At 70.7% G+C, this 26,320-nt stretch carries 24 protein-coding genes; 14 read left to right on the top strand and 10 right to left on the bottom strand.

Features of this window, described 5'->3' with window-relative positions:
• The first annotated feature begins 8 nt into the window (after positions 1-8).
• On the top strand, positions 9-410 hold the full coding sequence (locus ACXJKD_RS02115; RefSeq protein WP_457252676.1) for a cobalamin B12-binding domain-containing protein: 402 nt from the start codon (positions 9-11) through the stop codon (positions 408-410).
• A gap of 83 nt (positions 411-493) precedes the next feature.
• Here ACXJKD_RS02115 and ACXJKD_RS02110 read toward each other — a convergent pair whose 3' ends face one another.
• Complete coding sequence (locus ACXJKD_RS02110; RefSeq protein ID WP_457252675.1) at positions 494-1,078, bottom strand: hypothetical protein; 585 nt, start codon at positions 1,076-1,078, stop codon at positions 494-496.
• 153 nt (positions 1,079-1,231) lie between these two features.
• On the opposite strand from ACXJKD_RS02110, the gene ACXJKD_RS02105 reads away from it, so the two are divergent.
• The gene (locus ACXJKD_RS02105) at positions 1,232-1,603 is read left to right on the top strand and encodes a helix-turn-helix domain-containing protein (RefSeq protein ID WP_457252674.1); all 372 of its coding nucleotides are present in this window, start codon (positions 1,232-1,234) and stop codon (positions 1,601-1,603) included.
• Here the strand turns inward: ACXJKD_RS02105 and ACXJKD_RS02100 are convergent.
• From ACXJKD_RS02100 to ACXJKD_RS02090, 3 genes are all read right to left on the bottom strand, one after another.
• Positions 1,600-2,202 (bottom strand): ClpP family protease, encoded by a 603-nt coding sequence (locus tag ACXJKD_RS02100; RefSeq protein WP_457252673.1) that lies wholly within the window; start codon positions 2,200-2,202, stop codon positions 1,600-1,602. The two genes, ACXJKD_RS02105 and ACXJKD_RS02100, sit on opposite strands and share 4 nt — an antisense overlap.
• A complete protein-coding gene (locus ACXJKD_RS02095; protein WP_457252672.1) occupies positions 2,199-2,816 on the bottom strand; it encodes a ClpP family protease in 618 nt (205 codons plus the stop codon). Before ACXJKD_RS02095 ends, ACXJKD_RS02100 begins: the two co-directional genes overlap by 4 nt.
• Before the next feature lie 85 nt (positions 2,817-2,901).
• Entirely contained in the window at positions 2,902-4,809 is a 1,908-nt protein-coding gene (locus tag ACXJKD_RS02090; RefSeq protein ID WP_457252671.1) for a CocE/NonD family hydrolase, read from the bottom strand.
• A gap of 384 nt (positions 4,810-5,193) precedes the next feature.
• On the opposite strand from ACXJKD_RS02090, the gene ACXJKD_RS02085 reads away from it, so the two are divergent.
• Positions 5,194-7,257 carry a M4 family metallopeptidase gene (locus tag ACXJKD_RS02085; protein ID WP_457252670.1) on the top strand — a complete coding sequence of 688 codons (2,064 nt, stop codon included), beginning with the start codon at positions 5,194-5,196 and terminating at the stop codon, positions 7,255-7,257.
• A gap of 191 nt (positions 7,258-7,448) precedes the next feature.
• A complete protein-coding gene (locus ACXJKD_RS02080; RefSeq protein ID WP_457252669.1) occupies positions 7,449-8,999 on the top strand; it encodes a M4 family metallopeptidase in 1,551 nt (516 codons plus the stop codon).
• A 9-nt stretch (positions 9,000-9,008) separates the two neighbouring features.
• Here the strand turns inward: ACXJKD_RS02080 and ACXJKD_RS02075 are convergent, their stop codons facing one another.
• Positions 9,009-9,371: a hypothetical protein gene (locus ACXJKD_RS02075; protein ID WP_457252668.1), complete on the bottom strand. Its 363-nt coding sequence runs from the start codon at positions 9,369-9,371 to the stop codon at positions 9,009-9,011.
• Between the two features lie 225 nt (positions 9,372-9,596).
• Between ACXJKD_RS02075 and ACXJKD_RS02070 the strand changes: the two genes are divergently transcribed.
• The 4 genes from ACXJKD_RS02070 (at position 9,597) to sucD (ending at position 13,857) form a co-directional block, all read left to right on the top strand.
• The gene (locus ACXJKD_RS02070) at positions 9,597-10,568 is read left to right on the top strand and encodes a threonine dehydratase (RefSeq protein ID WP_457252667.1); all 972 of its coding nucleotides are present in this window, start codon (positions 9,597-9,599) and stop codon (positions 10,566-10,568) included.
• A 60-nt stretch (positions 10,569-10,628) separates the two neighbouring features.
• A complete protein-coding gene (locus ACXJKD_RS02065) occupies positions 10,629-11,633 on the top strand; it encodes a DUF3048 domain-containing protein (protein ID WP_457252666.1) in 1,005 nt (334 codons plus the stop codon).
• 126 nt (positions 11,634-11,759) lie between these two features.
• The gene (gene sucC / locus ACXJKD_RS02060) at positions 11,760-12,947 is read left to right on the top strand and encodes an ADP-forming succinate--CoA ligase subunit beta (protein WP_457252665.1); all 1,188 of its coding nucleotides are present in this window, start codon (positions 11,760-11,762) and stop codon (positions 12,945-12,947) included.
• Between the two features lie 19 nt (positions 12,948-12,966).
• A complete protein-coding gene (sucD, locus tag ACXJKD_RS02055) occupies positions 12,967-13,857 on the top strand; it encodes a succinate--CoA ligase subunit alpha (RefSeq protein WP_457252664.1) in 891 nt (296 codons plus the stop codon).
• A 120-nt stretch (positions 13,858-13,977) separates the two neighbouring features.
• Here the strand turns inward: sucD and ACXJKD_RS02050 are convergent, their stop codons facing one another.
• Complete coding sequence (locus ACXJKD_RS02050; RefSeq protein WP_457252663.1) at positions 13,978-15,381, bottom strand: hypothetical protein; 1,404 nt, start codon at positions 15,379-15,381, stop codon at positions 13,978-13,980.
• The gene (locus ACXJKD_RS02045; protein WP_457252662.1) at positions 15,374-15,874 is read right to left on the bottom strand and encodes a SigE family RNA polymerase sigma factor; all 501 of its coding nucleotides are present in this window, start codon (positions 15,872-15,874) and stop codon (positions 15,374-15,376) included. Before ACXJKD_RS02045 ends, ACXJKD_RS02050 begins: the two co-directional genes overlap by 8 nt.
• 168 nt (positions 15,875-16,042) lie before the next feature.
• Between ACXJKD_RS02045 and ACXJKD_RS02040 the strand changes: the two genes are divergently transcribed.
• From ACXJKD_RS02040 to ACXJKD_RS02025, 4 genes are all read left to right on the top strand, one after another.
• Positions 16,043-17,278: a cell division protein PerM gene (locus ACXJKD_RS02040; protein ID WP_457252661.1), complete on the top strand. Its 1,236-nt coding sequence runs from the start codon at positions 16,043-16,045 to the stop codon at positions 17,276-17,278.
• Positions 17,279-17,450: 172 nt separating this feature from the next.
• Positions 17,451-18,062, top strand: coding sequence for a phosphoribosylglycinamide formyltransferase (purN, locus tag ACXJKD_RS02035; protein ID WP_457252660.1), 612 nt, complete (start codon positions 17,451-17,453; stop codon positions 18,060-18,062).
• A complete protein-coding gene (gene purH / locus ACXJKD_RS02030; RefSeq protein ID WP_457252659.1) occupies positions 18,059-19,702 on the top strand; it encodes a bifunctional phosphoribosylaminoimidazolecarboxamide formyltransferase/IMP cyclohydrolase in 1,644 nt (547 codons plus the stop codon). The genes purN and purH overlap by 4 nt, the downstream gene beginning before the upstream one ends.
• 98 nt (positions 19,703-19,800) lie before the next feature.
• The gene (locus ACXJKD_RS02025; RefSeq protein WP_457252658.1) at positions 19,801-19,974 is read left to right on the top strand and encodes a hypothetical protein; all 174 of its coding nucleotides are present in this window, start codon (positions 19,801-19,803) and stop codon (positions 19,972-19,974) included.
• Positions 19,975-20,023: 49 nt separating this feature from the next.
• Here the strand turns inward: ACXJKD_RS02025 and bar are convergent, their stop codons facing one another.
• The 3 genes from bar to ACXJKD_RS02010 all read right to left on the bottom strand — a co-directional run bounded on the left by bar (position 20,024) and on the right by ACXJKD_RS02010 (position 23,677).
• On the bottom strand, positions 20,024-21,166 hold the full coding sequence (gene bar, locus ACXJKD_RS02020) for a barbiturase (RefSeq protein WP_457252657.1): 1,143 nt from the start codon (positions 21,164-21,166) through the stop codon (positions 20,024-20,026).
• 5 nt (positions 21,167-21,171) lie between these two features.
• The gene (locus ACXJKD_RS02015) at positions 21,172-22,191 is read right to left on the bottom strand and encodes a carbamate kinase (RefSeq protein ID WP_457252656.1); all 1,020 of its coding nucleotides are present in this window, start codon (positions 22,189-22,191) and stop codon (positions 21,172-21,174) included.
• 139 nt (positions 22,192-22,330) lie between these two features.
• A complete protein-coding gene (locus tag ACXJKD_RS02010; protein ID WP_457252655.1) occupies positions 22,331-23,677 on the bottom strand; it encodes a PucR family transcriptional regulator in 1,347 nt (448 codons plus the stop codon).
• A gap of 84 nt (positions 23,678-23,761) precedes the next feature.
• Between ACXJKD_RS02010 and ACXJKD_RS02005 the strand changes: the two genes are divergently transcribed.
• Positions 23,762-24,871, top strand: a complete 1,110-nt coding sequence (locus tag ACXJKD_RS02005) for a ferredoxin reductase (RefSeq protein WP_457252654.1) — start codon at positions 23,762-23,764, stop codon at positions 24,869-24,871.
• A gap of 9 nt (positions 24,872-24,880) precedes the next feature.
• A complete protein-coding gene (locus ACXJKD_RS02000; protein ID WP_457252653.1) occupies positions 24,881-26,185 on the top strand; it encodes a fatty acid desaturase family protein in 1,305 nt (434 codons plus the stop codon).
• Positions 26,186-26,320: the final 135 nt, after the last annotated feature.

Genomic DNA, 26,320 nt, shown 5'->3' with positions numbered 1-26,320 from the left:
CTGCGGCCATGACTGACTCTCCTCTGCGCGTCGTCGTGGCCAAGCCCGGACTCGACGGCCATGATCGTGGCGCGAAGGTGGTGGCCCGGGCCCTGCGTGACGCAGGCATGGAGGTCGTCTACACCGGCCTGCACCAGACGCCCGAGCAGATCGTGGAGGCCGCGATCCAGGAGGACGCCGACCTCGTCGGGCTGTCGGTGCTGTCCGGCGCGCACATGACGCTCTTCGCCAAGGTGATGGAGCTGCTGAAGGAGCGGGACGCCACCGACATCGTGGTCTTCGGCGGCGGGATCATCCCCGAGGCCGACATCCCGGAGCTGGAGAAGATCGGGGTGGCCAAGGTCTTCACGCCCGGAGCCACGACCACCGACATCGTCGCCTGGGTGCGCGGCGCCGTCCGACCGGAGTAGCTCCGCCCCGCGGGGCGGACCCAGCGCGACGAGGAGAGGGACCGGGCWGCTGCCCGGTCCCTCTCCTCGTCCTGTCGTCGTGGCTACCGCAGGGCTCCGTACTTCCGGACGATCGCGCTGCGCGCCCACTTCTGTCCCAGTCCCCAGGTGTCTCCGGCGAGCACGAGGGCCAGGACCACGACGCTGACAGCGCCGATGACGTGGTCGTCGATGACCGGGTTGTTCTCCAGCGGCAGCGACGCCGCCCACATCAGCGCGTACATCAGGGCGCCCGCGGCTGCGGCGATCCGCATCCCGATGCCCAGGGTCAGGGCGGCTCCGATTCCGAGCAGGCCGGCCATGAACAGCCAGTCCGCCACGGGTGAGCCGGCCATGCCGTTGAAGAAGCCCTTGAACGGGTTGTCGGCGGGGACGCCGAACTTCAGGAAGCCGGTCGTGGGGCTGCCGCCGTTGATCCAGGCAGCTGGCCCGAAGCGGTCCGCAACACCGGTCTCATCGTTCATCCCGGTGTGGAAGCCCAGGGCGAACAACTTGTCGACGAAGGCCCACAGGAAGGTGAGGCCGAAGGCGACCCGCAGCACCGCAAGCGCCCGGCGGGCCATGGAGTGGGTCACCACGTCATGCTCTACGAGCACGTCGAGCTGGGGGTGGCGCTGGATCGTGGTCATGGCAGTTGCCTCCTTGAGTGGGCCGGTCGGCCCGGTTGTCTGCACCTCCATGCTCGATCCCTCGTGGTGGCCGTGACAGGGCCCTTGGTCCTGCCGTTATGCCGTCGGCGAACCCGCCTTCCTCCGGTGCCGAGACGCGCCTAGCGTGAGCCCATGAGCACCGCGCCGACCCTGCGACTGGTGTCCCACCCGAGCCCCGACCCGACTCCTGCCGACGCGCGCCATACCGAAGTCCTTCACCCAGAACCGCTGTGGCGTGAGGTCGTGGGGGCGCGACTGCGGCACCTGAGGCGCCGGCGTGGTCTGACCCTGGTCGAGGCCGCTGCCCTCGCCGGGATCTCACCGCAGTACCTCTCCGAGGTCGAGCGCGGCCGCAAGGACCCGTCGTCCGAGGTGCTCGCGGCGATCACCGGCGCCCTCGGCGAGCCGCTCGTCGAGGTCACCCACCTCGCCACGCTCGACCTGCGCCGCCAGCACAGTGGGCTGGCGGCGCCCCCTCCCGGCGAGATCCGGCTCTCGGCCTAGGCCTCGACCGGCGACCGGTAGGACACCAGCCGGTCGACCAGTCCGTACTCCACCGCCGCCTCGGGCGTGAAGATCCGGTCCCGGTCGGTGTCACGGCGCAGCGTCTCCAGCGGTTGCCCGGTGTGGTGGGAGAGCACCCGCTCCGCCTCCGCGCGCAACCTGATCACCTCGTCCGCCTCGAGGATGAGGTCGGGTATGGCGCCCTGGCTGCGGGCCGAGGGCTGGTGCAGCAACACGCGTGCGTGGGGCAGGATGCTGCGCTTTCCCGGGGCTCCGGCGGCGAGCAGGATCGCGGCGGTGGAGCAGGCCTGGCCGATGCAGGTCGTGGCGATCGGCGCCCGGACGAACTCCATCGCGTCGTAGACCGCGAAGGTCGCCGTGAGGGAACCACCGGGGGAGTTGATGTAGAGGTCGATGGGCTGTTCGGCGTCCTCGGACTCGAGGTGCAGGATCTGGGCGATCAGCGCGTTGGACACCCCGTCGTCGATCTCGGTGCCGAGGTAGACGATCCGCTCACTGAGCAGGTGGCTGTAGACGTCCATCACCCGGTCACCCCGGGGATGGGTGCGGATGACGTTCGGGATCGTGTAGGTGCTCACTGCGCGCTCCCGAGTCCGGTGCGGGCGACCCGTCTGGGTCGGATGCTGTCGAGCGAGTCGAGGATGCCGTCGACGAAGCCGTAGTCCAGCGCCTGCTCTGCGGAGTACCAGCGGTCGCGCGCGGAGTCCTCGCGGATCCGCTCGATCGGCTGGCCGGTGTACTCGGCGATCAGGCCGAGCACGGTCTCGACGGTGTGGCGCAGGTCGTCGGCCTGCAGCTCGATGTCGACGGCCGTGCCGCCGATGCCGGCCGACCCCTGGTGCATGAGGATGCGGGAGTGCCGCAGGGCGTAGCGCTTGCCGTGCGTCCCCGCCGTGAGGAGGAACTGGCCAGCGCTGCACGCGAGGCCCAGCGCGAGGGTCGACACGTCGTTGGGGATCAGCCGGATCGCGTCGTGGATCGCGAGCATGGCCGGCACGGAGCCACCGGGGGAGTTGATCCAGAGGCTGATGTCGGCCCGCGGGTCCTCGGCGGACAGCAGGAAGAGCTGCGAGCAGAGGCGCGTGCCGCCGTGGTCGTCGAGCTCGCCGTCGAGGACGATGATGCGCTGCTCGAGCAGCCGGGTGGTGAGGTGGTCGGACGGGGCGAGTGGGGAGCTGGTGGATTCGCGCATGGAGCCACCGTGGGACCGGCGGTCCCACGGTGGCCAGCGCTTGCTGCTGTGAGCAGAACCCCCACGGCACGGACCCCCTGCGCGCCTACGGCACGACCGGAATGCTGAGGGTTGCCGGCGCAGTGGGTGACGCGCGGACGGTGACGGGCTGCACGGCATACGCGTTCTTGTAGGCGGCGTCGGTGCTGGCGAGGACGAGCCGCAGGCGGTGCCCGGCCTCGACCCGGTGCACGATGGCCGGGAGCTCGATGTGCACCGGTTGGGTGACGTCGGCGACGCGCACCGGGCTGATCAGCTTGTGCACCAAGGTGATCGAGCCGTCAGGCGCCACGTCGTACAGCTTCGCGAAGACCTGGAGCTGACCACTGGGACCCGCAGACTGGGTCAGCGCAACAGTGGGCGACTCGAACCGGACGTCGAGCGTAGGGGCCCCCACGACGGTGAGCGGCTTGGTCAGCGCGGGTGTCGACCAGGCCCCGAACGTGCCGGGGCTGTCGAACGGGACGGTCAGGCCGTCGGGAAGGGCCACCTGCCCCTCGAGCCCGGACACCTCGGTGTAGGACGCGGGCGCTCCCAGTCCGGGGTTGGCCCAGGACGTCGACCCGGGCAGGACCGCCGACCGCGACGAGACGAGCTGGTCGGCTGCGGACAGGTACCAGCTGGCGCGGGTGCCGACGGGGTAGCTGCCGGCGCTGGCGTAGGCCGGGGCAGCGGTGCCGGTGTAGGGGACCCAGTCGCGGAAGTACGAGAAGCCGGGGCCGGTGCCGACCGACGACCCCTTGAGGTAGTGGTCGAACCAGTTCTTGATGCGCAGGCCGAGGTAGGTGTCCTCGATGTGCTCGCCGGTCAGGTCGAGCTCGCCGGGGGCCGCGCCGCTGTTGGCGCCGGTCCCTCCGGAGTGCCCCCACGACTGCCATGCCATCGTCACCGGGACGCCACGAGCCTTGAGCGACCGGTAGGTGGCGGTGGCCTCCTGGAGGTTGAACAACGTGTCGTTCTCGCCCTGGATGAGGAAGGTCGGCACCTTCACCCTGTCGATGTAGTGGCCCACGGACACGCGGTCGGTCAGCGCGGTGGTCGACGCCGTCGGGTAGCCGAGCGTGTCGAGCGTTGCCTTCGCGCGACAGGCCTCCAGCACGAAGTCGGGGCAACCGACGTTGCGGGCCGGGTCGATGGCTGCGCCCTGGAGGCCGTCGAGGATGCCGACGCCGAAGAACAGCCCGGCCCACCCGATCTTCTCCGTGCCGGGGTTGGAGCCCGCGTAGGTGACGCCACTCGTGAAGCTGGTGTTGTTGGGCGCAAGTGAGTAGCGCAGGTCGTTCCAGGTGATCAGGGGGACGAGCGTGTCGACTCGGGGATCCGTTGCGGCAGTGGCGAACTGGATCTGGCCACCGTACGAGCCGCCGATCATCCCCAGGCGCGGGTCGTGCGTCGCGGCGTTGTCGAGGACCGTGAAGTCGACCGCCACCGTCCCGGCTCCACCGGTCTGCCCGCCCACCGTCGAGGAGGTGTATGCCGCGGAGCCGGCTCCGCCGAGGAAGCTCACCAAGGAGGTCGCGGCCACACCGTCGACGCCCGGGTCGTCGAGCGAGATCTTGCACCCGCTGTCGGGGAAGCCGAGGCCGGTGTAGGACAGCACTGCATAGCCGCGCTTGGCGAACGCTGCGCCCAGCCCGGCCTGGTCGGCCTTGCTGCCGCCGAAGCCGTTGGTCGTGAGGATCGCCGGCACCCTGGCGGCGCGGCTCGCCGAGTGCGGCTTGTAGAGGTCGGCGTCGATGGTGCAGGTCTGCGGCTGGCCGAGGTCGTTCTTGCCGGCCGGCACCGTGAAGGTCAAGCCGGAGTAGGTGTCCACGCTGTCGAGCGGAGCGGCTGCCGTCAGCCTGGCCGGCGTTGCTGACGCGGCGGACGCCTCGGTGGCGACGAGTGGCAGGGCCAGGGCGGCGACCGCGAGGGCGGCGACGGGCCAGTGCTGGGACGAGGTGCGGCGCGACATCGAGCCTCCACGGTGGCGGGCGGGCCGGGGTGGCGCCGCTGCAGTGGGCTGACAACGACGGGGGAGGCCCTGCGGTTACGGTCGGCGACGGTGTCCGAATGGTGAGTTCTTGGGTCCAGCGGCTGGACGGACAGGAGAGCGCGGCGGCGCGGCGATGACGCGATCTTGGGCAACAGCAGAAGAAAGACCGGTGTGGAACGTGACATTTCGCAGGTTCCCACGCATTTGGTCAAGTCTTCGCAAGAAACATTGACCCGCGCTTCGAGCGACAGGTTAGGTCAGCACGGCGCGAAGCCCACGGCAACCCTGTGCCGCCCCTGGAGGGGGATCCCGCCGCCCCTCGTGCAGGAAACCAAACCTGCGCATGTCCGAGAAGAGGATTTCGTGATCCGACTGTCTACCGGCGCCGCACTGGGCGTCGCAGTCGCCGCGGCCGTGGCCACTCCACTGTCAGCTGCCTCAGCCTCCCCCCAGTCTGCGCCGACCCAGGCCTCGACCAGCGTCTCCGCCGCACAGGCGAATGCCGACAAGGACCATGCGGCGCTCGGCCTGTCCAAGGACGAAAAGCTGGTGGTGCGCAACGTCCTCACCGACGCCGACGGCACGCAGCACGTCCGCTACAACCGCACCTTCAAGGGCCTGCGCGTCGTGGGTGGCGACCTCGTCGTCGAGAAGTCCAAGGCGGGAGCGACCAAGGAGGTCCTCTACAACGCCAGTGGCAAGGTCGCTGTCACGTCGACCACTCCGTCGGTGACGAAGGCCAAGGCCCTGTCCGAGGGCAAGTCCGCCGGCAAGCAGACGCAGTCCCCGACCGGCGAGCTGGTCGTCTGGGCCGGTGGCGCGAAGCCCGTCCTGGCCTACGACGTGCTGGTGAAGAGCGTGCGGGCCGACCAGGTGCCCTCGCGGCTGCACACCCTCGTCGACGCCACGTCGGGTGCCACGCTGATCAGCTACGACGAGGTGCAGACCGGCACTGGCGACGGCATCTTCTACAACGCCACGCTCGAGACCAAGGCGCACACCGGCGGTGGCTACGAGCTCACTGACACCCATGGCAACAACACTCGCGACGCCCACAACCAGGGCGACCCCAACACCGGAGTCGGCCCGGCCGGTGACCTCTTCCTCGACTCGGACGACATCTGGGGCAACGGCGCCGTCTCGGACCGCGCTTCAGCCGCCGTGGACGCCCACTACGGGGCCACCACGACCTTCAACTACTACAAGAACATCCTGGGCCGCAACGGGATCTGGAACGACGGCCGCGGCGCCCCGTCCCGGGTCCACTTCGCCAACGCGATGGAGAACGCCTTCTGGGACGGCACGCAGATGTCCTACGGCGACGGGGCCGGCAACGCAGCCCCGCTGACCGAGATCGACGTGGCCGGCCACGAGATGTCCCACGGCGTCACCGAGAACACCGCCGGACTCGTCTACAGCGGCGACGCAGGCGGCCTCAACGAAGCGACGTCGGACATCTTCGGCACCGCCGTCGAGTTCTACGCCAACAACCCGAGCGACCCCGGCGACTACAACATCGGTGAGGAGATCGACATCAACGGCAACGGGACGCCGTTGCGCTACATGGACAAGCCCAGCAAGGACGGCGCGTCCAAGGACTGCTGGTCCTCGACCCTCGGTCAGCTCAACCCGCACTACTCCTCGGGACCGCTCAACCACTGGTTCTACCTCGCCTCCGAGGGCAGCGGCGCCAAGACCATCAACGGCGTCAGCTACAACAGCCCGGTCTGCGGCACCGCCGCAGCCGTGACGGGCGCGGGTCGCGCCAACATCGAGAAGGTCTGGTACCGCACGCTCTCGACCAAGCTCACCAGCAACAGCAACTACGCCGCCGCGCGCAACGGGGCGATCAACTCCGCCATCGAGCTCTACGGGGCGACCAGCCAGACCTGCAAGTCGGTCGAGGCGGCCTTCACCGCCATCGCCGTCCCGGCTGGCTCGGCCACCTGTGGCATCACCCCTCCGCCCACCGGCAACCTGCTGCTCAACCCGGGCTTCGAGTCCGGTGCGGTGAGCTGGACCGGCACCGCGGGTCCGATCACCAACAACACCGGCCGCCCGGCTCGTACCGGCAGCTGGAAGGCCTGGCTCGGTGGCAACGGCACGACCTCGACCGAGACGGTGCAGCAGAGCGTGGCGATCCCGTCGACCGTCACCGCCGCGACCCTGTCGTTCTGGCTCCGCACCGACACCGCTGAGTCCGGCAGCACGGCATACGACACGATGAAGGTGCAGGTGGTGGACGGCGCGACGACGACCACCCTGGCCACCTACTCCAACGTGGGCACCAACGCGACGTACACGCAGAAGTCGTTCAACGTCACGGCCTACAAGGGCAAGACGATCACGGTGAAGTTCCTCATGAACGAGGACTCCTCCCTGCAGACGTCGTTCGTCGTCGACGACACCGCCCTGGCGACGAGCTAGTCCCCGGCCGAACCGGGCCGGCGCTCCCCCTGAGCGCCGGCCCGGTTCCTTCGCTGCGGCCCCTCAACGGGTGGCGGTGGGTCCGGCACCTCCAGGCCTGCACCCGCCGCCACCACTGCAGGACAGCACCGCCCCCGCGCTGCCTCCCCCGGCGCAGGTCCGCACCATGCACGTCCCACGAAGGAGATCACGTGAAGAAGCTCTCAGCAGGTTTCGCATTCGGCATCGCGGTGGCCACCGCCGTCGCCGCCCCGCTCGCCGTGGCCCAAGCCGCTCCGGCTGCCGACGCACACCGGTCGCCGGCCGTGACGGCCGAGCAGTCGAAGGTGGCCGACGCCGCCCGCGCGCTCGGACTGGGGTCCGGCCAGCGGTTGCAGGTCAAGAGCGTGGTGACGGATGCCGATGGCACCAGGCACGTGCGCTACGAACGCACCTTCCAGGGCCTCAAGGTCATCGGTGGCGACCTGGTCGTCGAGCGCAGTCCTGCCGGGTCGACGAAGTCGGTCCGCTGGAACGCCACGAAGGTCATCGAGGTCTCTACGTCGCCGAAGCTCACGGTGGGGCAGGCGCGCACTGCGGCGAAGGCCGACAGCCGTGCAGCGTCGGGCCTGGTCGTCTACGCGGGTGAGACCGGCCCACGCCTGGCCTACGACGTCCTCACCGTGGGGACGAAGGCAGACCAGACCCCCAGCCGGCTGCACACCGTGGTCGACGCGTCGACCGGCTCCACGCTCGACTCGTGGGACGAGGTCGTCGAGGGCACCGGCGACTCGATGTACTCCGGCACCGTGACGATCGGGACGACGCTGTCCTCCGGCAGCTACCAGCTCAAGGACACGGTCGGGAACTTCACCACTGACCTCCTCGGCGCCACCTCGGGCAACGGCACCCTGTTCACGGATGCCGACGACCAGTGGGGCAGTGGCACCATCAGCTCGCGCCAGACCGCCGGGGTCGACGCGCAGTACGGCGCGGAGAAGACCTTCGACTACTACCAGAACGTGCAGGGGCGCAACGGTATCTGGGACACCGGGGTGGGTGCCCGCAGTCGCGTCCACTACGGCAACGCCTACAACAACGCCTTCTGGGACGGCACCCAGATGACCTACGGTGACGGCGCCAACAACGCCAAGCCGCTCACGGCCATCGACGTGGCGGGTCACGAGATGAGCCACGGCGTCACCGAGAACACCGCCGGTCTCGCGTACCGCGGAGACGCCGGTGGGCTCAACGAGGCGACCTCGGACATCTTCGGCACCGCGGTGGAGTTCTACGCCGGCTCGGCCGCCGACCCGGGTGACTACCTGATCGGCGAGAAGATCGACATCCGTGGCAACGGCACCCCGCTGCGCTACATGGACCAGCCGAGCAAGGACGGTGCCTCCAGGGACTGCTGGAGCAGCACCCTGAAGAACCTGGACCCGCACTACTCGTCGGGCCCGCTCAACCACTGGTTCTTCCTCGCCTCCGAGGGCAGTGGAGCCCGCACGGTCGGCGGTGTCACCTACATCAGCCCGACCTGCAACGGCACGACGATGAACGGTGCCGGACGGCAGAACATCGAAAAGGTCTGGTACCGCACGCTGTCCACCAAGCTCACCTCGCGCAGCGACTACAAGGCCGCTCGCGAAGGGGCCATCACCTCCGCCAAGGAGCTGTATGGCGCCGGGTCGCCGACGTGCATCGCGGTCAAGAGCGCGTTCGACGCGATCGCGGTGCCGGCGGGTTCGGCCACCTGCTGATCGCGTCCCTCAGGTGCAGAGCTTGCGGTTGGCGGCCGCTCCCGTCACGTCGGCCAGGACCTGGTTGACGACCGGCTCCGCCGTGGCGATGCGGGCGTCGGTGACGGAGAGCAGTCCGGTGCCGGCCCCGAACACCACGGCCATCGAGTCGGACTGGTTGCTGGGTGGCGCAGTCGGCTGGTCGGTGTCGTGGACCTGGAGCGCCGCCTCGTTGAGGAGGGCGAGGCTCGCCTGGTCGAGGTCGCAGCTGACCTGACCCTGCTTGGTCGCGGCCAGCACGTGCCCGTCGGCGTCGATCGAGATGGTGTCGCGGAAGCCGGCGATGCCACCTGTCCGCTGGATGGTGAGCGGGAAGCTGGCCTGCTTCGTCATGGTCGTCGAAGGAGCCTGCGGGATCGAAGGATCCGTTGTGCCGCAAGCCGACAGCGTTCCCACGACGAGAACGGCGAGCAGTGGCGACAGTGCGGTTCTGGACATACCGCCCATCCTGCCGTGCCTGCCGGTCACGTGCAGATCTGGCACCGTGGGAGGTGGTGGCCCCGTCCCTCGCGCTGACGTCCTCCCCTCCGTCCCACTCCCTCAGGCAGACTGCAGGGCATGTCGTTCACGCGTGCCCAGCTCGATGCCGCGACGTCCGTCGTGCGTCGCCACTTCCCGGCCACGCCACAGCTCGAGTGGCCCTTGCTCAGCGAGAACGTCGGCGCGCAGGTGTGGGTGAAGCACGAGAACCACACGCCCACCGGGGCGTTCAAGGTGCGGGGTGGCCTGGTCTACGCCGACCGGGCCAGCCGTGAACGACCCGAGGTCAAGGGCTTCGTGTCCGCCACCCGCGGCAACCACGGACAGTCCCTGGCGTATGCCGGCCGGGCGGCCGGGCTGCGCGTCGTCATCGTCGTGCCGGAGGGCAACAGCCCCGACAAGAACGCCGCGATGCAGGGCTTCGGCGCGGAGCTGGTGGTGCACGGTCGCGACTACCAGGAGGCCCGCGAGCACGCCATGGGTCTGGAGGCCGAGCTCGGGCTCGAGGCCGTGCCGCCGTACCACCCCGACCTGGTCGTCGGCGTCGGCACCTACGCCCTCGAGCTGTTCGACGCGGCCGGGCCACTCGACACGGTCTACGTGCCGGTCGGGATGGGTTCGGGGATCTGCGGGCTGATCGGGGTGCGCGACCTGCTCGGGTTGTCGACCGAGGTGGTGGGCGTCGTGTCCGACCGGGCGCCCGCCACCGCCCTGTCCTTCGAGGCGGGAGCCGTCGTCACGACGCCCACTGCTGACACGTTCGTCGACGGGGTGGCCTGTCGCGCGCCCGTGCCGGAGGCGGTGGCCGAGATCGTCCGCGGTGCCGCCCGCGTCGTCACGGTCGCGGAGGACGACACCGCCGAGGCGATGCGGGTGCTCCTGCGCACCACCCACCAGCTGCCCGAGCCGGCCGGCGCCATCGCGCTCGCCGGGCTGCTGTCCGAGCGCGAGCGCCACCGTGGCGGACGCGTCGGTGTGGTCATGAGTGGCGGCAACTGCGACGCCGACCTCCTCGCGTCGGTCCTGGCCGGGCACACTCCGCGCGTCTGATCCGGCGCGTCGGGCGTCGGCACGACGGTTGCCGAGTCGGCGACTCGTATCCTCGAGGCCGTGCCCCGCCACACCGCCACGCCTGTCCTCGCCGCCCTGGTCGTGCTCTCCCTCGGCCTCGCGGCCTGTTCGGGAGACAAGCCGTCGGCCGCGCCCACGACGACCGCGACCCCGTCGACCACGACCACCACGGCCGCGCCGACCCCGGCCGGACCCGAGCCCCTCGTCGGCGGCCCGGTGCTCGCCGTCAAGATCGACAACACCCCGGCTGCTCGCCCGCGGATCGGGCTCGACGTCGCCGACGTGGTCTACGTCGAACCGGTCGAGGGCGGTCTCACCCGGTTGCTGGCGGTGTTCAGCCGCACCCAGGCGCCCCAGGTGGGTCCGGTCCGCAGCGGTCGGGAGTCGGATGTCGACCTCGTGGCCAACTACGGGAAGGTCGCGCTGGCCTTCTCCGGCTCGTCCAGCTACACCAAGCGCATCCTCGACCGGGGAAAGCAGGTCAACCTCAGCTTCGACCAGAACGGTCGCGGCTACCACCGCGACCACTCCAGGCCGGCCCCCTACAACGTGATCGGCAACCCCAAGGAGCTGCTCGCCAGGGCGGGCGGCAGCGTCAAGCCCGCCGACATCGGGTTCCGCTACGGACCTGCCCCCACCGGCGGCAAGACGGCCACCTCGGTCGCCGCCCGGTGGCCGTCGTCGCGGGTCACGCTCACCTGGAACGCCACGCGCAAGCAGTACCTCGTCACCACCGATGGTCGTCCCGACGTCAGCCCGAGCGGTCGGCAGTACGGCGCGGGCACCGTCGTGGTCCAGTACGTCGCGACCCACAAGTCCGGGAACCGCGACGTGAACGGCCAGCCCACCCCGGTCGTGGACGTGGTCGGCAGCGGCAAGACGGTCGTCCTCCGCGACGGCAAGTCGTGGCAGGGCCGGTGGTCCCGCAAGGGGGTCACCGCCCCCACCAGCTTCACCGTCGGCGCGCAGCCCCTGACGTTCAACCCCAAGGGCCCGGTGTGGGTCCTCCTCGTCGCGCCCGGACAGAGCCTCACCGTCCGCTGACCCGCACCGCTGGTGGTGAGATTGGTCCCATTGGGCCCACGGGCCCGCACCCGAGGGGGCCGCACGCTCCTGACAGGGCTAGTCTCGGCGTCGAACCACACCCATCCGTAGACGAGGACGTCAGACGTGGATCTGTTCGAATACCAGGCCCGAGACATGTTCGAGAAGCACGGCGTGCCCGTGCTCGCCGGCGCCATCGCGACCACCCCGGAGCAGGCCCGCGCGGCCGCCGAGGAGATCGGTCCCAAGAGTGGCGGCGTGACCGTCGTGAAGGCCCAGGTCAAGACCGGTGGCCGAGGCAAGGCCGGCGGCGTGAAGGTCGCCAAGACCGCTGACGAGGCGCAGCAGCACGCCGAGGCGATCCTCGGCATGGACATCAAGGGCCACACCGTGGGCACCGTGATGATCGCCCAGGGCGCGCAGATCGCCGAGGAGTACTACTTCTCGGTGCTGCTCGACCGGGCGAACCGCACCTACCTCGCGATGTGCAGCAAGGAAGGCGGGATGGAGATCGAGCAGCTCGCCGTCGAGCGCCCCGAGGCCCTCGCCCGCATCGAGGTCGACCCCAACGTCGGCATCGACGAGGCCAAGGCGCAGGAGATCGTGTCCGCGGCCGGCTTCGACGACGAGACCGGCGCCAAGATCGTGCCGGTCCTGCAGTCCCTGTGGACCGTCTACCGCGACGAGGACGCCACGTTGGTGGAGGTCAACCCGCTGGTCAAGACCGAGGCCGGCGACATCGTCGCGCTGGACGGCAAGGTGACGCTCGACGAGAACGCCGGCTTCCGCCACCCCGACCACGAGGCGCTCGAGGACAAGGCCGCGGCCGACCCGCTCGAGGCCGCCGCCAAGGAGAAGGACCTCAACTACGTCAAGCTCGACGGCTCCGTCGGCATCATCGGCAACGGCGCGGGGCTGGTCATGTCCACGCTCGACGTCGTCGCCTACGCCGGTGAGGAGTTCCCGGGCCAGCCGAAGCCGGCCAACTTCCTCGACATCGGCGGCGGCGCCTCGGCTGAGGTCATGAGCAACGGCCTGCACATCATCCTCGGTGACGAGCAGGTGAAGTCGGTGTTCGTGAACGTGTTCGGCGGCATCACCGCCTGTGACGCGGTCGCCAACGGCATCGTCGGCGCGCTCAACAACCTCGGCGACGAGGCCACGAAGCCGCTCGTCGTCCGGCTGGACGGCAACAACGTGGAGGAGGGCCGGCGCATCCTCGCCGAGGCCAACCACCCGCTGGTGACCATCGAAGAGACCATGGACGGCGCGGCCCGCAAGGCCGCCGAGCTGGCTTCGGCCGCGACGAACTGACCGAAGGAACGGCATACCAATGGCTATTTTTCTCGACGAGAACTCCAAGGTCATCGTCCAGGGCATGACCGGCTCCGAGGGCATGAAGCACACGCAGCGCATGCTCGCGTCCGGCACCGCCATCGTCGGTGGCGTGAACCCCCGCAAGGCGGGCACGACGGTCGACTTCGACGGCGGCGTCTCCGTGCCGGTCTACGGCACGGTGGCCGAGGCCATCGAGGCGACCGGCGCCAACGTGTCGGTCATCTTCGTGCCGCCGGCGTTCGCGAAGTCCGCCGTGGTCGAGGCGATCGACGCCCAGATCGCGCTCGCGGTCGTCATCACCGAGGGCATCGCGGTCAAGGACTCCGCTGAGTTCTTCAACTACAGCAAGGGCAAGGCCACCCGCATCGTCGGGCCGAACTGCCCCGGCCTGATCAGCCCCGGGAAGTCGAACGCCGGCATCATCCCCGCCAACATCGCGGGCGCCGGTCGGATCGGCCTGGTCTCCAAGTCGGGCACCCTGACCTACCAGATGATGTACGAGCTGCGGGACTTCGGCTTCTCCTCCGCCGTCGGCATCGGTGGCGACCCCATCATCGGCACCACCCACATCGACTGCCTCGAGGCGTTCGAGAAGGACCCGGACACCGACGCGATCGTCATGATCGGTGAGATCGGTGGCGACGCCGAGGAGCGTGCCGCGGCCTACATCAAGGACCACGTGACCAAGCCGGTCGTCGGCTACGTCGCGGGCTTCACCGCTCCCGAGGGCAAGACCATGGGCCACGCCGGCGCCATCGTGTCCGGCTCCGCGGGCACGGCCGCCGCCAAGCAGGAGGCCCTCGAGGCCGCCGGCGTCAAGGTCGGCAAGACGCCGTCCGCGACCGCCGACCTGATGCGCGAGGTCATGCGGGGCCTGCAGAAGTAGCTTCTGCCGCAACGCAGTTCACGACGGCCGTCACCCTGGTGGGTGGCGGCCGTCGCGTCGTTCGCGGCCCAGAGTCGATCTCGTGGGCCGTGGGGAGCTGTCGGGGTCGACCGCGGAGGTCTACTTCTGGCGGGCCAGGGCAAGCAGCCGGTCGAGCTCGGCGAAGCCTTGGGCGGGGTCCTTCGTCGCGGTGATGACCACCGTGCTGACGGCTCCTGGAGTGCGCTGCGCCGTGACGCCGACCCACTCCGAGAGGGTGGGGGACCCGTCGTTGAAGACCGTGTCGAGGCGGAACGTCCCGTCCGTCGGCCCCGGTGACGACTTCACCGTGTAGTTGGCCCCGTCGCAGCCCTTGGCGTACAGCGTCTTGGCCTCCGACAGCCGGGCGCTGACGTAGGCCTTCAGGACCGCGGCGTCGGTGGCGTCGTCGAGCTGGACCCGCTGGCGGCCGAGGTAGCCGGCCGTAGCGGTGCCGGTGCGGACCGACACCACGCCGACCTGACCACCGATGCCGGACTGTTGCTCGTCGGTCTCGCAGCTGACCACCGCGGTCGACCCCTCGAGCGCGCCCGGACCGGCATTCGTCGTCACGCCACCGGTCAGGGCGTCCGAGGCCCACTGCGAGGCGGCGACGAAGAGGGTGGACGACGGCACCGGGTCGGGCCCGGTGACGGTCATCTTCTCGTTGATCGCCTTCGGCCCGCTCGACGTCGAAGGGGGCGTGGACGGGGTCGCGCTCGTGCCGTAACGGGCCAACCGCTCCTTCGCGACCTCGGCCAGGGCGGTCGCCTGGGCGACGGTGAACTGCGACGTCGTCGGGGCGGGGTCGGTGATCTGGAGGACCGCGACGTCGTGCGGCCCCTGGATGACCATCAGCCAGCCGGTGCCGGCGTCGCCCGCCGTGTAGGAGTAGAGCGCCCCGGCGTTCGTGTCATCGAGGGCTTTGACCCGGAAGCCGGGCCCGGCCTGGCAGTCGGAGATGTCGTTGGCGACGCCAGCGGCCGCGGTCTCGGGGTCGGTGCCCTTGCCCAGGGAGAACCGCACCTGTCCGCCGGACGGGCCACCGGCGTCGAGGGTGATGCCTTCCTGCTGCACCTTGGTGCCGGGCTCGGCATCGAGGCACTCCACCGCCTCGAACGGCTTGACCGGGGTGAGGCGCGCGTCGCCCTTGAGGTCGAGGGTCGTGGTCCACTCCTGCAGCAGGGGCAGTGCACCCGGCTGGTCGAGCGAGGACGTCGTGGTGGGCGAGGGCGCGGCGGTCGTGGTGCTGCTGCGGTCGGCCGGGATGGGCTTGAGCACGGGATCGCCCCCGAGCTGCGTGTAGCCCACGGTGCCGGCCACGACGACCGCCGCAGCAGCCGCCGCACCTACCGTGAGAAACCTGCGGCGACGACGCGCCATACCCCTTGCCTTGACGAAGCGGACGTCGGGCAGGGGAGTGGCCTCGACGTCGGCGCGCAGCGACGACAGGGCAGCGCGAAGGCGAGCGTCCTCCGCTGCGGTCCATTCGTCGTGCTCAGCCATGGGGGTTCTCCTGGTGCTGCAGGGCCTGCGCGAGCTGCGCCCGGCCCCGGTGCAGGCGCGCCTTGACGGTGCCTGCCGGGGTGTTGGTCTCGTGGGCGATCTGCTCGATGCTCAGGTCGCCGATGTAGTGCATGGTCACGGCCTCGCGGACCGGCTCGGGCAGGGTGCGCAACGCTGCGACCACCGCCACCCGGTCCTCCGTCGGTGGGCCCGTCGTGTCGTGGGCGCCGTGCCGTTCGTAGGCGCGGTCCTGGCTGGTCTTCCTGCGCCAGCCCGAGATCGCGACCCGTCGGGCCACCGTGCGGACCCAGGCGAGCGGGTCGTCATGGGTGCGCACGCTGGACCACTGCTGCCACGCCCGCGCGTAGGCCTCCTGGGTCGAGTCCTGCGCGACGGTGAGGTCACCGGTGAACGCGTACACCAGGTGGACGACGCGGCGGGAGGTGTCGCGGTAGAACGCGTCGAACTCCGCCTCAGCGGACTGCGCGTCCATCCTCACCTCCTGCGTCGGCGCTGTCGCGCCCGTCGGAACCACCATGGCCATCACACCGCAGCAGACGCGCTCGCGCGAGGTTGGGTTGCGGCGCGTTCGGACATTTCTCGGCTGCCCTCGGCGTTGCACGCCGGCTCAGGCTGGGGTGTCGGCGACGATGGGGCAGCGATGACTGTGATGGAAATGCTGAGGGCGGGCACCTCGTCGACCGGTGACGGGCCGGGCTCCGCCGTGCACCGGCGAGCACTGGTGGCCGGGGCCCTGGCCGCTGCCGGGTCGGCCACCGTGTTCGTGCTGCCGGCCCTGCTCGTGTGGGTCGCCGCCTCCGAGAGCACGGTCTCCTGGACCAGCTCCCTGGGCATCGGGGCCAGCCTGTGGCTGCTGGCCGGCGGCGCGCACCTCACCGTCGGCGCCACCCACATCACGGTCGTCCCGCTGCTGGCCTTCGCGCTGAGCGTGGCCATCGGAGCGTGGTCCGCCACGCGCGCCGCGCGCGAGGCCGCCGACGCGCGCACCATCCGCCTCGCCCGCGACACCCTCCACCGCCCCCTCGCCGCCGACCTCCTCGCCTGGGCCCTCGGGTATGCCGCGTGCGCGCTCCTGTGGGTCGCGGTCGCCTTCCTCGCCGGTCCCCACCCGGTGGTCTGGACCCTTGTGCTCCCTGTGCTGGTGGTGCCGGCGGCCTCGGCCACGCTGGCCCTGGCCCGGCTGCTCAAGGGCCGGCCCGAGCTCGCCGGCCCGGCCCTGCGCCGCCCGGCCTGGCTGCCGGAGTCGGTGCGGCGGGCGCTGCGACCCGGGCTCGAGGGTGCCACGGTCCTCGTCGGCGCCGGCATCGTGATCTGCCTGGTGCTGCTCGCGGTCCGGTTCGGCGACGTGCGTCACCTGCAGGGCGAGCTGGCGCCCGGAGTGGTCGGGGGAGTGGCGCTGACCCTCGCCCAGGTGTCCGTGCTGCCCAACCTCGCGCTGTGGGCGGTGTCGTTCGTCGCCGGCACCGGCTTCTCTGCGGTGGAGGGGGCCTCGGCCACCTGGACCGGCAGCCGCACCTCGCTGCTGCCGATGGTGCCGGCGTTCGGGGCGCTGCCGCAGCCGGGGGCGTTCCCCGGCCTCCTGCCGCTCATCGTGCTGCTGCCCGTGGCGGTCGGGGCCCTCGTGGGCTGGCGCTCGCTGCGCGCCGTGGCCCGGCTGTCGACCGTGCGCACCAAGCTCACGGTCGTCGGCACCGCCGTCGTGGTTGCAGCCGGGGCGATCGGCCTCCTGGACGTGCTCGGTGGAGGCTCGCTCGGGGTGGCCCGACTGAAGGACATCGGCGCTCCGGCCGGGGCGATGACGCTCGCCCTGCTCGTCGAGCTCGGGCTCGGCGCCGCGCTGGTGCTGGCCTGGGACCGCTGGAAGCTGCGTCGCTGATCCCTCGATTTCTCCACCCGGGTGTCGCTACCTCATGCAAAAGGCGAGTTAGCGCCGCACGAGACCGGCGCTAACTCGCCTTTTGCATGAGAAGGCGACGGGAGTCGGGGTTCTGGGGCACCTGGTGGACGCGGCTGCCGCCACGTGACGGCGGCTCGGTATCGTCTCCCGGGTGACTGCCCCTGAGCCGACCGGGATCGTCGTGCTCGTCTCCGGATCGGGCACCAACCTCCAGGCTCTCATCGACGCCACCGCAGACCCGGCCTACGGCGTGCGGATCCTCGCCGTCGGTGGCGACCGCGCCGGCATCGCAGGACTCCACCGCGCAGCGGCGGCCGGCATCACCGTGTTCGTCTGCCGGGTCGAGGACTTCGACACCCGGGCGGAGTGGGACGCCGCCCTGGCGGAGCGGATCGGCGACCACCGGCCCGCCTTCGTGGTCTCCGCGGGGTTCATGAAGCTCCTCGGGGCCGAGGTCCTCCGGCGATGGACCGTCCTCAACACCCACCCTGCCCTGCTGCCGTCCTTCCCCGGCGCCCATGCAGTCCGTGACGCCCTCGCGGCCGGCGCGCACCAGACCGGCTGCACCGTGCACGTCGTCGACGCGGGCATCGACACCGGGCCGGTCCTGGCCCAGGCCACCGTCGACGTCGAGGCCGACGACACCGAGGACACGCTCCACGAGCGCATCAAAGCTGTCGAGCACCCGCTGCTCGTCGAGATCGTGGGCCGCGCGGCCCGCGAAGGAATCACCGTTTCCGATGGGAAGGCCACCATTCCGTGACCGAGCAGTCTGCCTCCGCACCCACTCCCGAGACCGTGGACCAGGCCGGCCGTCGGCCGATCCGCAGGGCGCTGGTCTCGGTCTACGACAAGACGGGGCTCGAGGAGCTGGCGCGTGGCCTCCACGACGCCGGGGTCGCCCTGGTGTCGACGGGTGGGTCCGCCGCCCTCATCGACGGCCTGGGGCTGCCGGTCACCAAGGTCGAGGACCTCACCGGGTTCCCCGAGTGCCTGGAGGGCCGGGTCAAGACGCTGCACCCGCGGGTCCACGCCGGGATCCTCGCCGACACCCGCAAGGCCGACCACGTCGCCCAGCTGGCCGACCTCGGCGTCGAGCCGTTCGAGCTCGTCGTCGTGAACCTGTACCCGTTCCGCGAGACGGTGGCCTCCGGCGCCGGCCCCGACGAGGTCATCGAGCAGATCGACATCGGCGGACCGTCCATGGTGCGGGCGGCGGCCAAGAACCACCCGAGCGTTGCGGTCGTCACCGACACCGCGGCATACCCGGCAGTGCTCGCAGCCGTCGCCGACGGAGGGTTCACGCTCACCGAGCGCAAGCGGCTGGCAGCGCAGGCCTTCGTGCACACCGCTGACTACGACAACGCGGTCGCGAACTGGATGGGCAACGTCTACACCGACACCAGTGACGGCACCGGCTTCCCGGCCTGGACCGGTGCGACCTTCCAGCGCGCCAACGTGCTCCGCTACGGCGAGAACCCGCACCAGCCGGCCGCCCTCTACACGCACTGGCGTCCGGGCGTCGCCTCCGCGGAGCAGCTCCACGGCAAGGACATGTCCTACAACAACTACATCGACACCGACGCCGCGGTGCGTGCCGCGTACGACCACGGCGACCAGCCGACCGTGGCGATCATCAAGCACGCCAACCCCTGCGGCATCGCCGTGGGCGCCACCGTGGAGCAGGCGTATGCCGCGGCTCATGCGTGTGACCCCGTGTCCGCCTACGGCGGCATCATCGCCACCAACAGGCCGGTGACCAAGGCCATGGCGCTCGCTGCCAACGAGACCTTCAGTGAGGTCATCGCCGCCCCCTCGTTCGATGCCGACGCGCTGGAGGTGTTGCGGGAGAAGAAGAACCGTCGCCTGCTCCAGCTCCCCGCCGACCTGGCGGCACACCGCGACCCCATCGAGACGCGACCGATCAGCGGGGGCCTGCTCGTGCAGGTGCCCGACCGGATCGACGCCGTGGTCGAGGGCGAGACCCCGGGAGGGGACGACGCGTCCCGCTGGCGGCTGGTCGCCGGTGCGGCTGCGGACGGGTCGACGCTCGCCGACCTGCAGTTCGCGTGGCGGGCGGTGCGCGCGGTGAAGTCCAACGCCATCCTGCTCGCCAGTGGCGGCGGTTCGGTGGGCATCGGCATGGGACAGGTCAACCGGGTCGACTCCTGCCACCTGGCGGTCTCACGGGCCAACGCCGACGGCGCCGACCGGGCCAAGGGTGCGGTCGCGGCGTCCGACGCGTTCTTCCCGTTCGCCGACGGCCTGCAGGTGCTGCTCGACGCGGGAGTGCGAGCCGTGGTCGCGCCTGGTGGGTCCGTGCGGGACGAAGAGGTGGTGGCCGCGGCCGAGGCGGCCGGCATCACGATGTACTTCACCGGCACCCGCCACTTCGCCCACTGACTCGCTCGCCCCACCGAGTGGGGGATTCCGCGGGCGTCCGGCGTGTGGGACCGTTGGCCTCATCCGGACCCGGTCCGCCTGGCAGAGGGGAGTCAGCGATGTTCTGGATCGTCGTCGGAGCAGTGGTGTTCGTCGTGCTGGTGCTGGCCTGGGTGGTGGACCGCAAGTGGGACGGTATCGATCCCACGCCGCGGCATACGCAGGGCAGGGCACAGGCCGAGTCGGACCAGGCTTGGACCGCCTACCAGTCAGGCAGCGGCGACAGCTTCTAGGCCGACACCGCCTGACTCGGCGACTGCCACCACGTCGGGGCAGGCGCAGTCAGTCGGGAGTCGGGGCGCGGTAGCCGGTCGGCTCGCCGGACCCGAGGTCGACGATGGCCGCGACCGGGCCGCCGCCGTCGGGGCCCTGGTGGGCTGCCGAGACCGAGACGAACACGGCCGGGTCGCCGGTCACGGAGGCGGTGACGCCGCCAACCGCGGACTTGATCTGGCGGTGCCAGTGCACGTCCGAGTCGTCGAGCATGGCGTTGCGGCGCCCCCGGACCTCGCCGGTCTGGCTGACCTCACACTTGAGGAAGACGTTGACGAGCCGGCCCTGCAGGTCTGACGAGTGCGGGCGCTCGGGCAGGTCGAGCCCGGCGTCCTTGATGGCCGACCACACCCCGTCGGCGTCGAGGGCGTCCCGCATGACCGAGTGGCCGATGCGGTAGCGGCCGCCGATTCCCTTGGTGTTGCCGACCACCACGACCTGCGCCTGGTCGAGCTCGACACCGGAGGAGCAGGAGGCCACCGCCGAGAACAGCGACCGGTTGTTCATCACGTCGGCGTCGGTCGGCATCTCGATCTCGCCGAGGGCGACGGCGATCCCGAGACCGGTCGTCCCGTTGGACAGGTCCATCGACTCGTGGGTGTGGTGGGTCCAGACCGACTTGCCGCGCGACTCCGCGTCGCGGATGGTGTGGATGGTCAGCAGTGGGGTCTTGGTCTGCACGTAGTGCACGTCAGCCGGGTCGGTGATGCCCGCGCGCTCCATGGCGACCCGCACGGCGTCGGCGACCTTGCTGATCATCCCGGTGTAGCCGATCTCCTCGGGCAGGATCGGCTCGCTCATCGCGAACCCGACCGTCAGCCTCAGCTCGTCGGACTGCTCGGCCTGGTCGGCGGGCACCGTCGCGAAGATCGTGGCGTGCGGGCTGATGATCCCGTCGGTGCCACCGGACCACACGATCGGCACCTGCTTCACCTGGTCGGCCGGCGCCCCCTTGGCGACCAGGACCTCGCGGAAGGCGCGGTCGGCGATGATCCGCGTGTAGTCGTTGACGCCACCGTTGCCCTCGGTCTTGCCGATGATGGCGACCACCCGGCTGGCGTCCATCACGCCGTCGTCGATGAGCTTGGCCAGCTCGCTCGCGTCGGACACGCTGTGGATCGGGACCTTGCGGACCTCGATGGGCTCGGGCATGGCGGTCACCTCTCTGTTGGTCTGACAGCTGGTGGTGAGTCGTCGGTTGATGTGACGACCTCTTGTTCGGCGTCGAGTTCGGTTGGTACTGAAGGGTTTCCGATCACCGTGCCGACGTCGCCATGTAGGGCCTCAGCGATGCGGTCGAGTGCGGTGATCACGCTGCGGCGGCCGCCGTGGCGGACGAACCGCATGGCGGCCTCGACCTTCGGGCCCATCGAGCCCGACGCGAACTGGCCGTCCGCGGCATACGCCTCCATGTCGGCGAGCCGCACCCGTCCGACGGGTTGCGCGCCGGGGGTGCCGTAGTCAAGGACGGCGTTCTCGACATCGGTGGCGATGATGAGCACGTCGGCGCCGATGGCGCTGGCGAGCACTGCTGCGGTGAGGTCCTTGTCGATCACGGCCTCGACGCCGTGCACGGTGCCGTCGGCTTCGCGCACCACGGGTATGCCGCCGCCACCGGCCGCGACGACGACGTAGCCCGCGCCGAGCAGGGTGCGGAGCGTGTGGGTCTCGAGCACCTCGAGCGGCTCGGGGGAGGCGACCACGCGGCGCCAGCCCTGGTGGCCGCGGTCCTCCCAGGTCTCGCCGTGCTCGATCAGGGGGCGCGCGTAGTCGTGGGCGAGAAACCGCCCGATCGGCTTGGTGGGCTTGGCGAAGCCCGGGTCGTCTGCTGCCACGAGCGTGCGCGTGACGATGGCGGCGACCCGCTGGTCCACCCCCTGGGCCGCGAGGGCGGCCTCGAGCGTGTCGAGGATCGTGAACCCGATGGTTCCCTGCGTCTGGGCGCCGCACCAGTCGAGGGGGACCGGTGGGACGACGTGGGCCGCGAGCTCGTTCTTGACGAGCAGGTTGCCGACCTGGGGACCGTTGCCGTGGGTGAGGACCACCTCGTGCCCGGCCGCGATGACGGTGGCGACGTGCTCCATCGCCTGCGCGATGGCCTCCCGCTGGGCCTGCGGGGTGGCGCTGCCGTCGGGACCGGTCATGGCGTTGCCGCCGAGCGCGATCAGGACCCGCATGCCACCTCCGTTCGTCGTCCGTGCGGCGAGCCTAGGGATGCCCGGCGCCGCGTGACGTTGTCAGGACCTGCCCAATGGCGTGGGTCGACTTGGCACATCTGCGACAGCGGACTGGGGGCGTGGGTGCGGCATCGGCCGGTCAGGTCGAGGCCGTGGCCGGCACGGGGGTCTGGGCGACCCCCAGCGCGATGACGAGGTCGGCGACCCGGCGCGGGTCGTCGAGGGCGTCGCCGAACAGCTCACGCAGCTGGCCGACGCGGTAGCGGACGGTCTGCGGGTGGACGAACAGCGCCTCGGCGACGGGCTCGCGGCGGCCGCGGTGCAGCAGCCAGAGCCGCAGGGTCTCCTCGAGGCGCTCGCGGCTGGCCGGCGTGGAGTCGTCGAGCGGAGCGAGGGCCTGGGCGCGGAGGTCGGCGAGCGCGATGGGGTCGGCGCTCAGCACGATCTCGGCCAGGTGGGCGTCGGTGTCGTATGCCGTCCGCTCCCCGGTGCGCGTCGCCCGCCCTCGCAGGGCTCGCTGGTGGGACGTGGCCGCCTCGCGCCAGGGGCGGGTCGGTCCGAGCACCACGTCGTGGCCCTCGAGGGCCTGGACCAGGCGGCGCCGGGCCGTCGGGGTCAGCCGGGGGACGATGAGTGCCGCGACGTCGTCGCGGGCGTCGACACCGGGCACGTCCTCGGTGAGGACGAGCGATCGCCCGTCGACCAGCGACCGGATGTGGTGCAGCTCGGAGTCGGGCGCCAGGAGCACGGTCACCGACCTGGGCAGGTCCCAGCCGGCGCGTTCGGCCCGGCGCGTGACCAGCTCGTCGGAGGCGCCGCGGAGCATCTCGAGGGCGAGCCGCTCGACCTGGCGCTGCTGGACCCGCTCGGCGGTGGCGAGCTCGTCGGCATGGCCGGCCACGCTGGCTGCGGAGAGCTCGTCGATGTAGGCGAAGACCAGCTCGGCGAAGCGCGCCAGCAGCTCGGCGCTCATGCCGGCCCGGACGCTCTCCTCCGACAGGCCTCGCCACGAGACGCGGGCCCCGATCCGGTAGGCCGACAGCAGGGCGTCCATGCTGCGGCCGCTCCGGGCCTCGCCGCGACCGAGGTTGTAGGACGCCTCCCGGGCCGGGCCGAGCGGCGAGCTGGGGTCGTCGGCCCGGGCCGCGATCGACAGGAACGTGCCGAGGGCGACCTGCACGGCTGTCTCGATGTTGCCCACGAGGTAGTCGCGGGCGCTCGCGTAGCTCGGCACCTCCTCGATGATCGCCTCGACCGCGTGGCTCGCCACGGCTGGCAGGGCACCCTTGAGGCGGGCGAGCACCTCCGGTGACATGGTGAGACCGGCAGCGCGCTCGGTGGCGGAGGCGACCGGGGTGGCCGGGGTGCTCGGTGGGACGGAGGTGGCCGGGGTAGCCGGTGGGGCGGCAGTGACCGAGGTGGCTGCTGCGGCGGCGGTGGCCGCTGCGTCGGGCGAAGGGGACTTGAGGGGCGGTTCGGTGCTCATATTGTTCCTAGCGAACAAAACACTGACGAAAACTCACTCGGGCAGGTCAGGAAATTAGCCTACCTGTTCGCTCATAGTAGAACCATGACCGCAGTTCTCCCACTTCGCACGACGTCCGGGTCCACGAGACCCCTGCCGTCCCTGCGTACGGTCCTCCGTCGAGTCGCCGAAGCAGTCGCCACCCCCGTGCTGCCCGACGACTACCTCGACCTCATCGCGCCGATGCGGGCCGGCGCCGACCTGCGTGGCCGGGTCGTCTCGGTGACGCCCGAGACCCGCGACGCCGTCACCGTGCACATCCGGCCCGGCCGGTCCTGGGCCGGGCACGTGCCCGGCCAGTACATCCGCATCGGCGTCGACGTCGACGGTGTCCGCAACTGGCGCGCCTACTCGCTGACCTCCCCGGTCGCGTCACCCGACGGGCTGATCTCGATCACGGTCAAGGCGATCCCGGACGGCAAGGTCAGCAACCACGTCGTGCGGGCGCTGCAGCCCGGCACCCTGATCCACCTCGACCAGGCGACCGGTGAGTTCGTCCTCCCGACGCCTCATCCGGCGCGGGCCCTGTTCGTCACCGCCGGCTCGGGTGTCACGCCCGTGATGGGCATGCTGCGCAACCACCTCGACGAGCTGCAGGACGTCGTCGTCATCCACTCCGCGCCCACCGAGGCCGACGTCATCTTCGCCGCCGAGCTGCGCGAGTGGGCCGACGCCGGACGCATCCGCCTCGTCGAGCGGCACACCGACACCGAGGGCATGGTCGGCACCGACTCCCTCGACGAGCTCGTGCCCGACTGGCGCTTCCGCGAGACCTGGGCCTGTGGGCCCACCGGCATGCTCGACGCCTTCGAGGCGGCCTGGGCCGACGCCGAGATCACCGACCGACTCCACACCGAGCGCTTCCGCCCGGTCATCATCGCCGAAGGCGAGGGTGGCACCGTCACCTTCGGCGGCCAGCGCATCACCGTCGATGCCGACGGCTCGACCCCGATCCTCGACGCCGGCGAAGCCGCCGGTGTCCTGATGCCCTCCGGCTGCCGGATGGGCATCTGCTTCGGCTGTGTCGTGCCCCTGAAGGAAGGTGCCGTCCGCGACCTGCGCAACGGCGACCTGACCATTGCCGCCAAGGGCGACGGCATCCGCATCCAGACGTGTGTGTCGGCTGCTGCCGGCCACTGCGAGATCGACCTCTAAGGAGACCTCATGACTGCCACTGCAGAGACCTATGACCTCACCATCGACGGCTCGGCCGCCTCGACCCCCAAGGCTCCCGGCACCCCGTCCCCGCGCTCCACGAACAGCCGCCTGTCGACCGCCATCGCCGAGCGCCGCCACGTGCCCAAGCGCTCCGGCAAGGCCGACCCCACCGCGCACCTGACCGCCGAGGACGTCGAGGCGCTCGCCATGGAGCTCGACGCGCTGCGCCAGGAAGTCCTGGAGTCGCGCGGAGCCAGCGACGCGGCATACATCCGCAAGGTGATCGACGTGCAGCGCAAGATCGAGCTGGCCTCGCGCGCCGTGCTGCTCTTCTCGATCTTCCCGCCGGCCTGGATCGTCGGCACCGCCGGCCTGTCCGTCGCCAAGATCCTCGACAACATGGAGGTCGGCCACAACATCCTCCACGGCCAGTGGGACTGGATGCGCGACCCCAAGATCCACTCGACGACCTGGGAGTGGGACAGCGCCACCCCGGCAGCCCTGTGGAAGCACAGCCACAACGAGCTGCACCACACGTTCACCAACGTGATCGGCAAGGACAACGACCTCGGCTACGGCATCATGCGCGTCGACGAGGACCAGCGCTGGACGCCGGCCTACCTCGGCCAGCCGATCTACAACTTCCTCAACATGTGCTTCTTCCAGTACGGCATCGCTGCCTACGACCTCGAGATCGGCAAGCAGCTCGCCGGCCGGGGTGACAAGGAGGAGTTCAAGCGCAACGGGAAGATGGTGCTGCGCAAGGTCGGCCGCCAGGCGCGCAAGGACTACCTCATCCACCCGCTGCTCTCGGGCCCGTCGTTCTTCCACACCATCGCGGCCAACGCGACGGCGAACTTCGTCCGCAACGTCTGGACGCACTCGATCATCATGTGCGGACACTTCCCGACCGGGGTCGAGACGTTCGCCCGCGCGTCCATCGAGGGCGAGACCCGGGGCGAGTGGTACCTGCGCCAGATGCTCGGCTCGGCCAACATCTCGGGCAGCAAGGCCCTGCACATCATGTCGGGCAACCTGAGCCACCAGATCGAGCACCACCTCTTCCCCGACCTGCCGAGCAACCGCTACGGCGAGCTGGCGCCCAAGGTGCAGGAGATCTGCGAGCGCTACGGCCTGACCTACACGACCGGGCCGCTGCCCAAGCAGGTCGCGTCCGCGTGGAGCCAGGTCATCTCGCTGGCCCTCCCGAACCCCGAGCCCGGCCGCAACCGCCTCGGCATCGCCGCGGAGGCGATCGGCAAGCAGGTGCGCCGCAAGCTGCGCAACCGCAAGCCCCTGCGGGCGGTCTGACCTTCACCCGCACCGGGTGGTTCAGGACAGGACGCGGTGCAGCACGAGCTCGTCGCGCAGGGGTATGCCGTGCTGTCCGGTCGCCCAGCCGCGCCTGCTGGCGGCCCCCGACCTGAGCGTCGAGGAGTTCCTCGA

The organism is Pedococcus sp. P5_B7 (assembly GCF_054049895.1).
The sequence above is the reverse complement of the archived record's forward strand: the minus strand, read 5'-3'. Positions and strand labels throughout refer to the sequence as shown.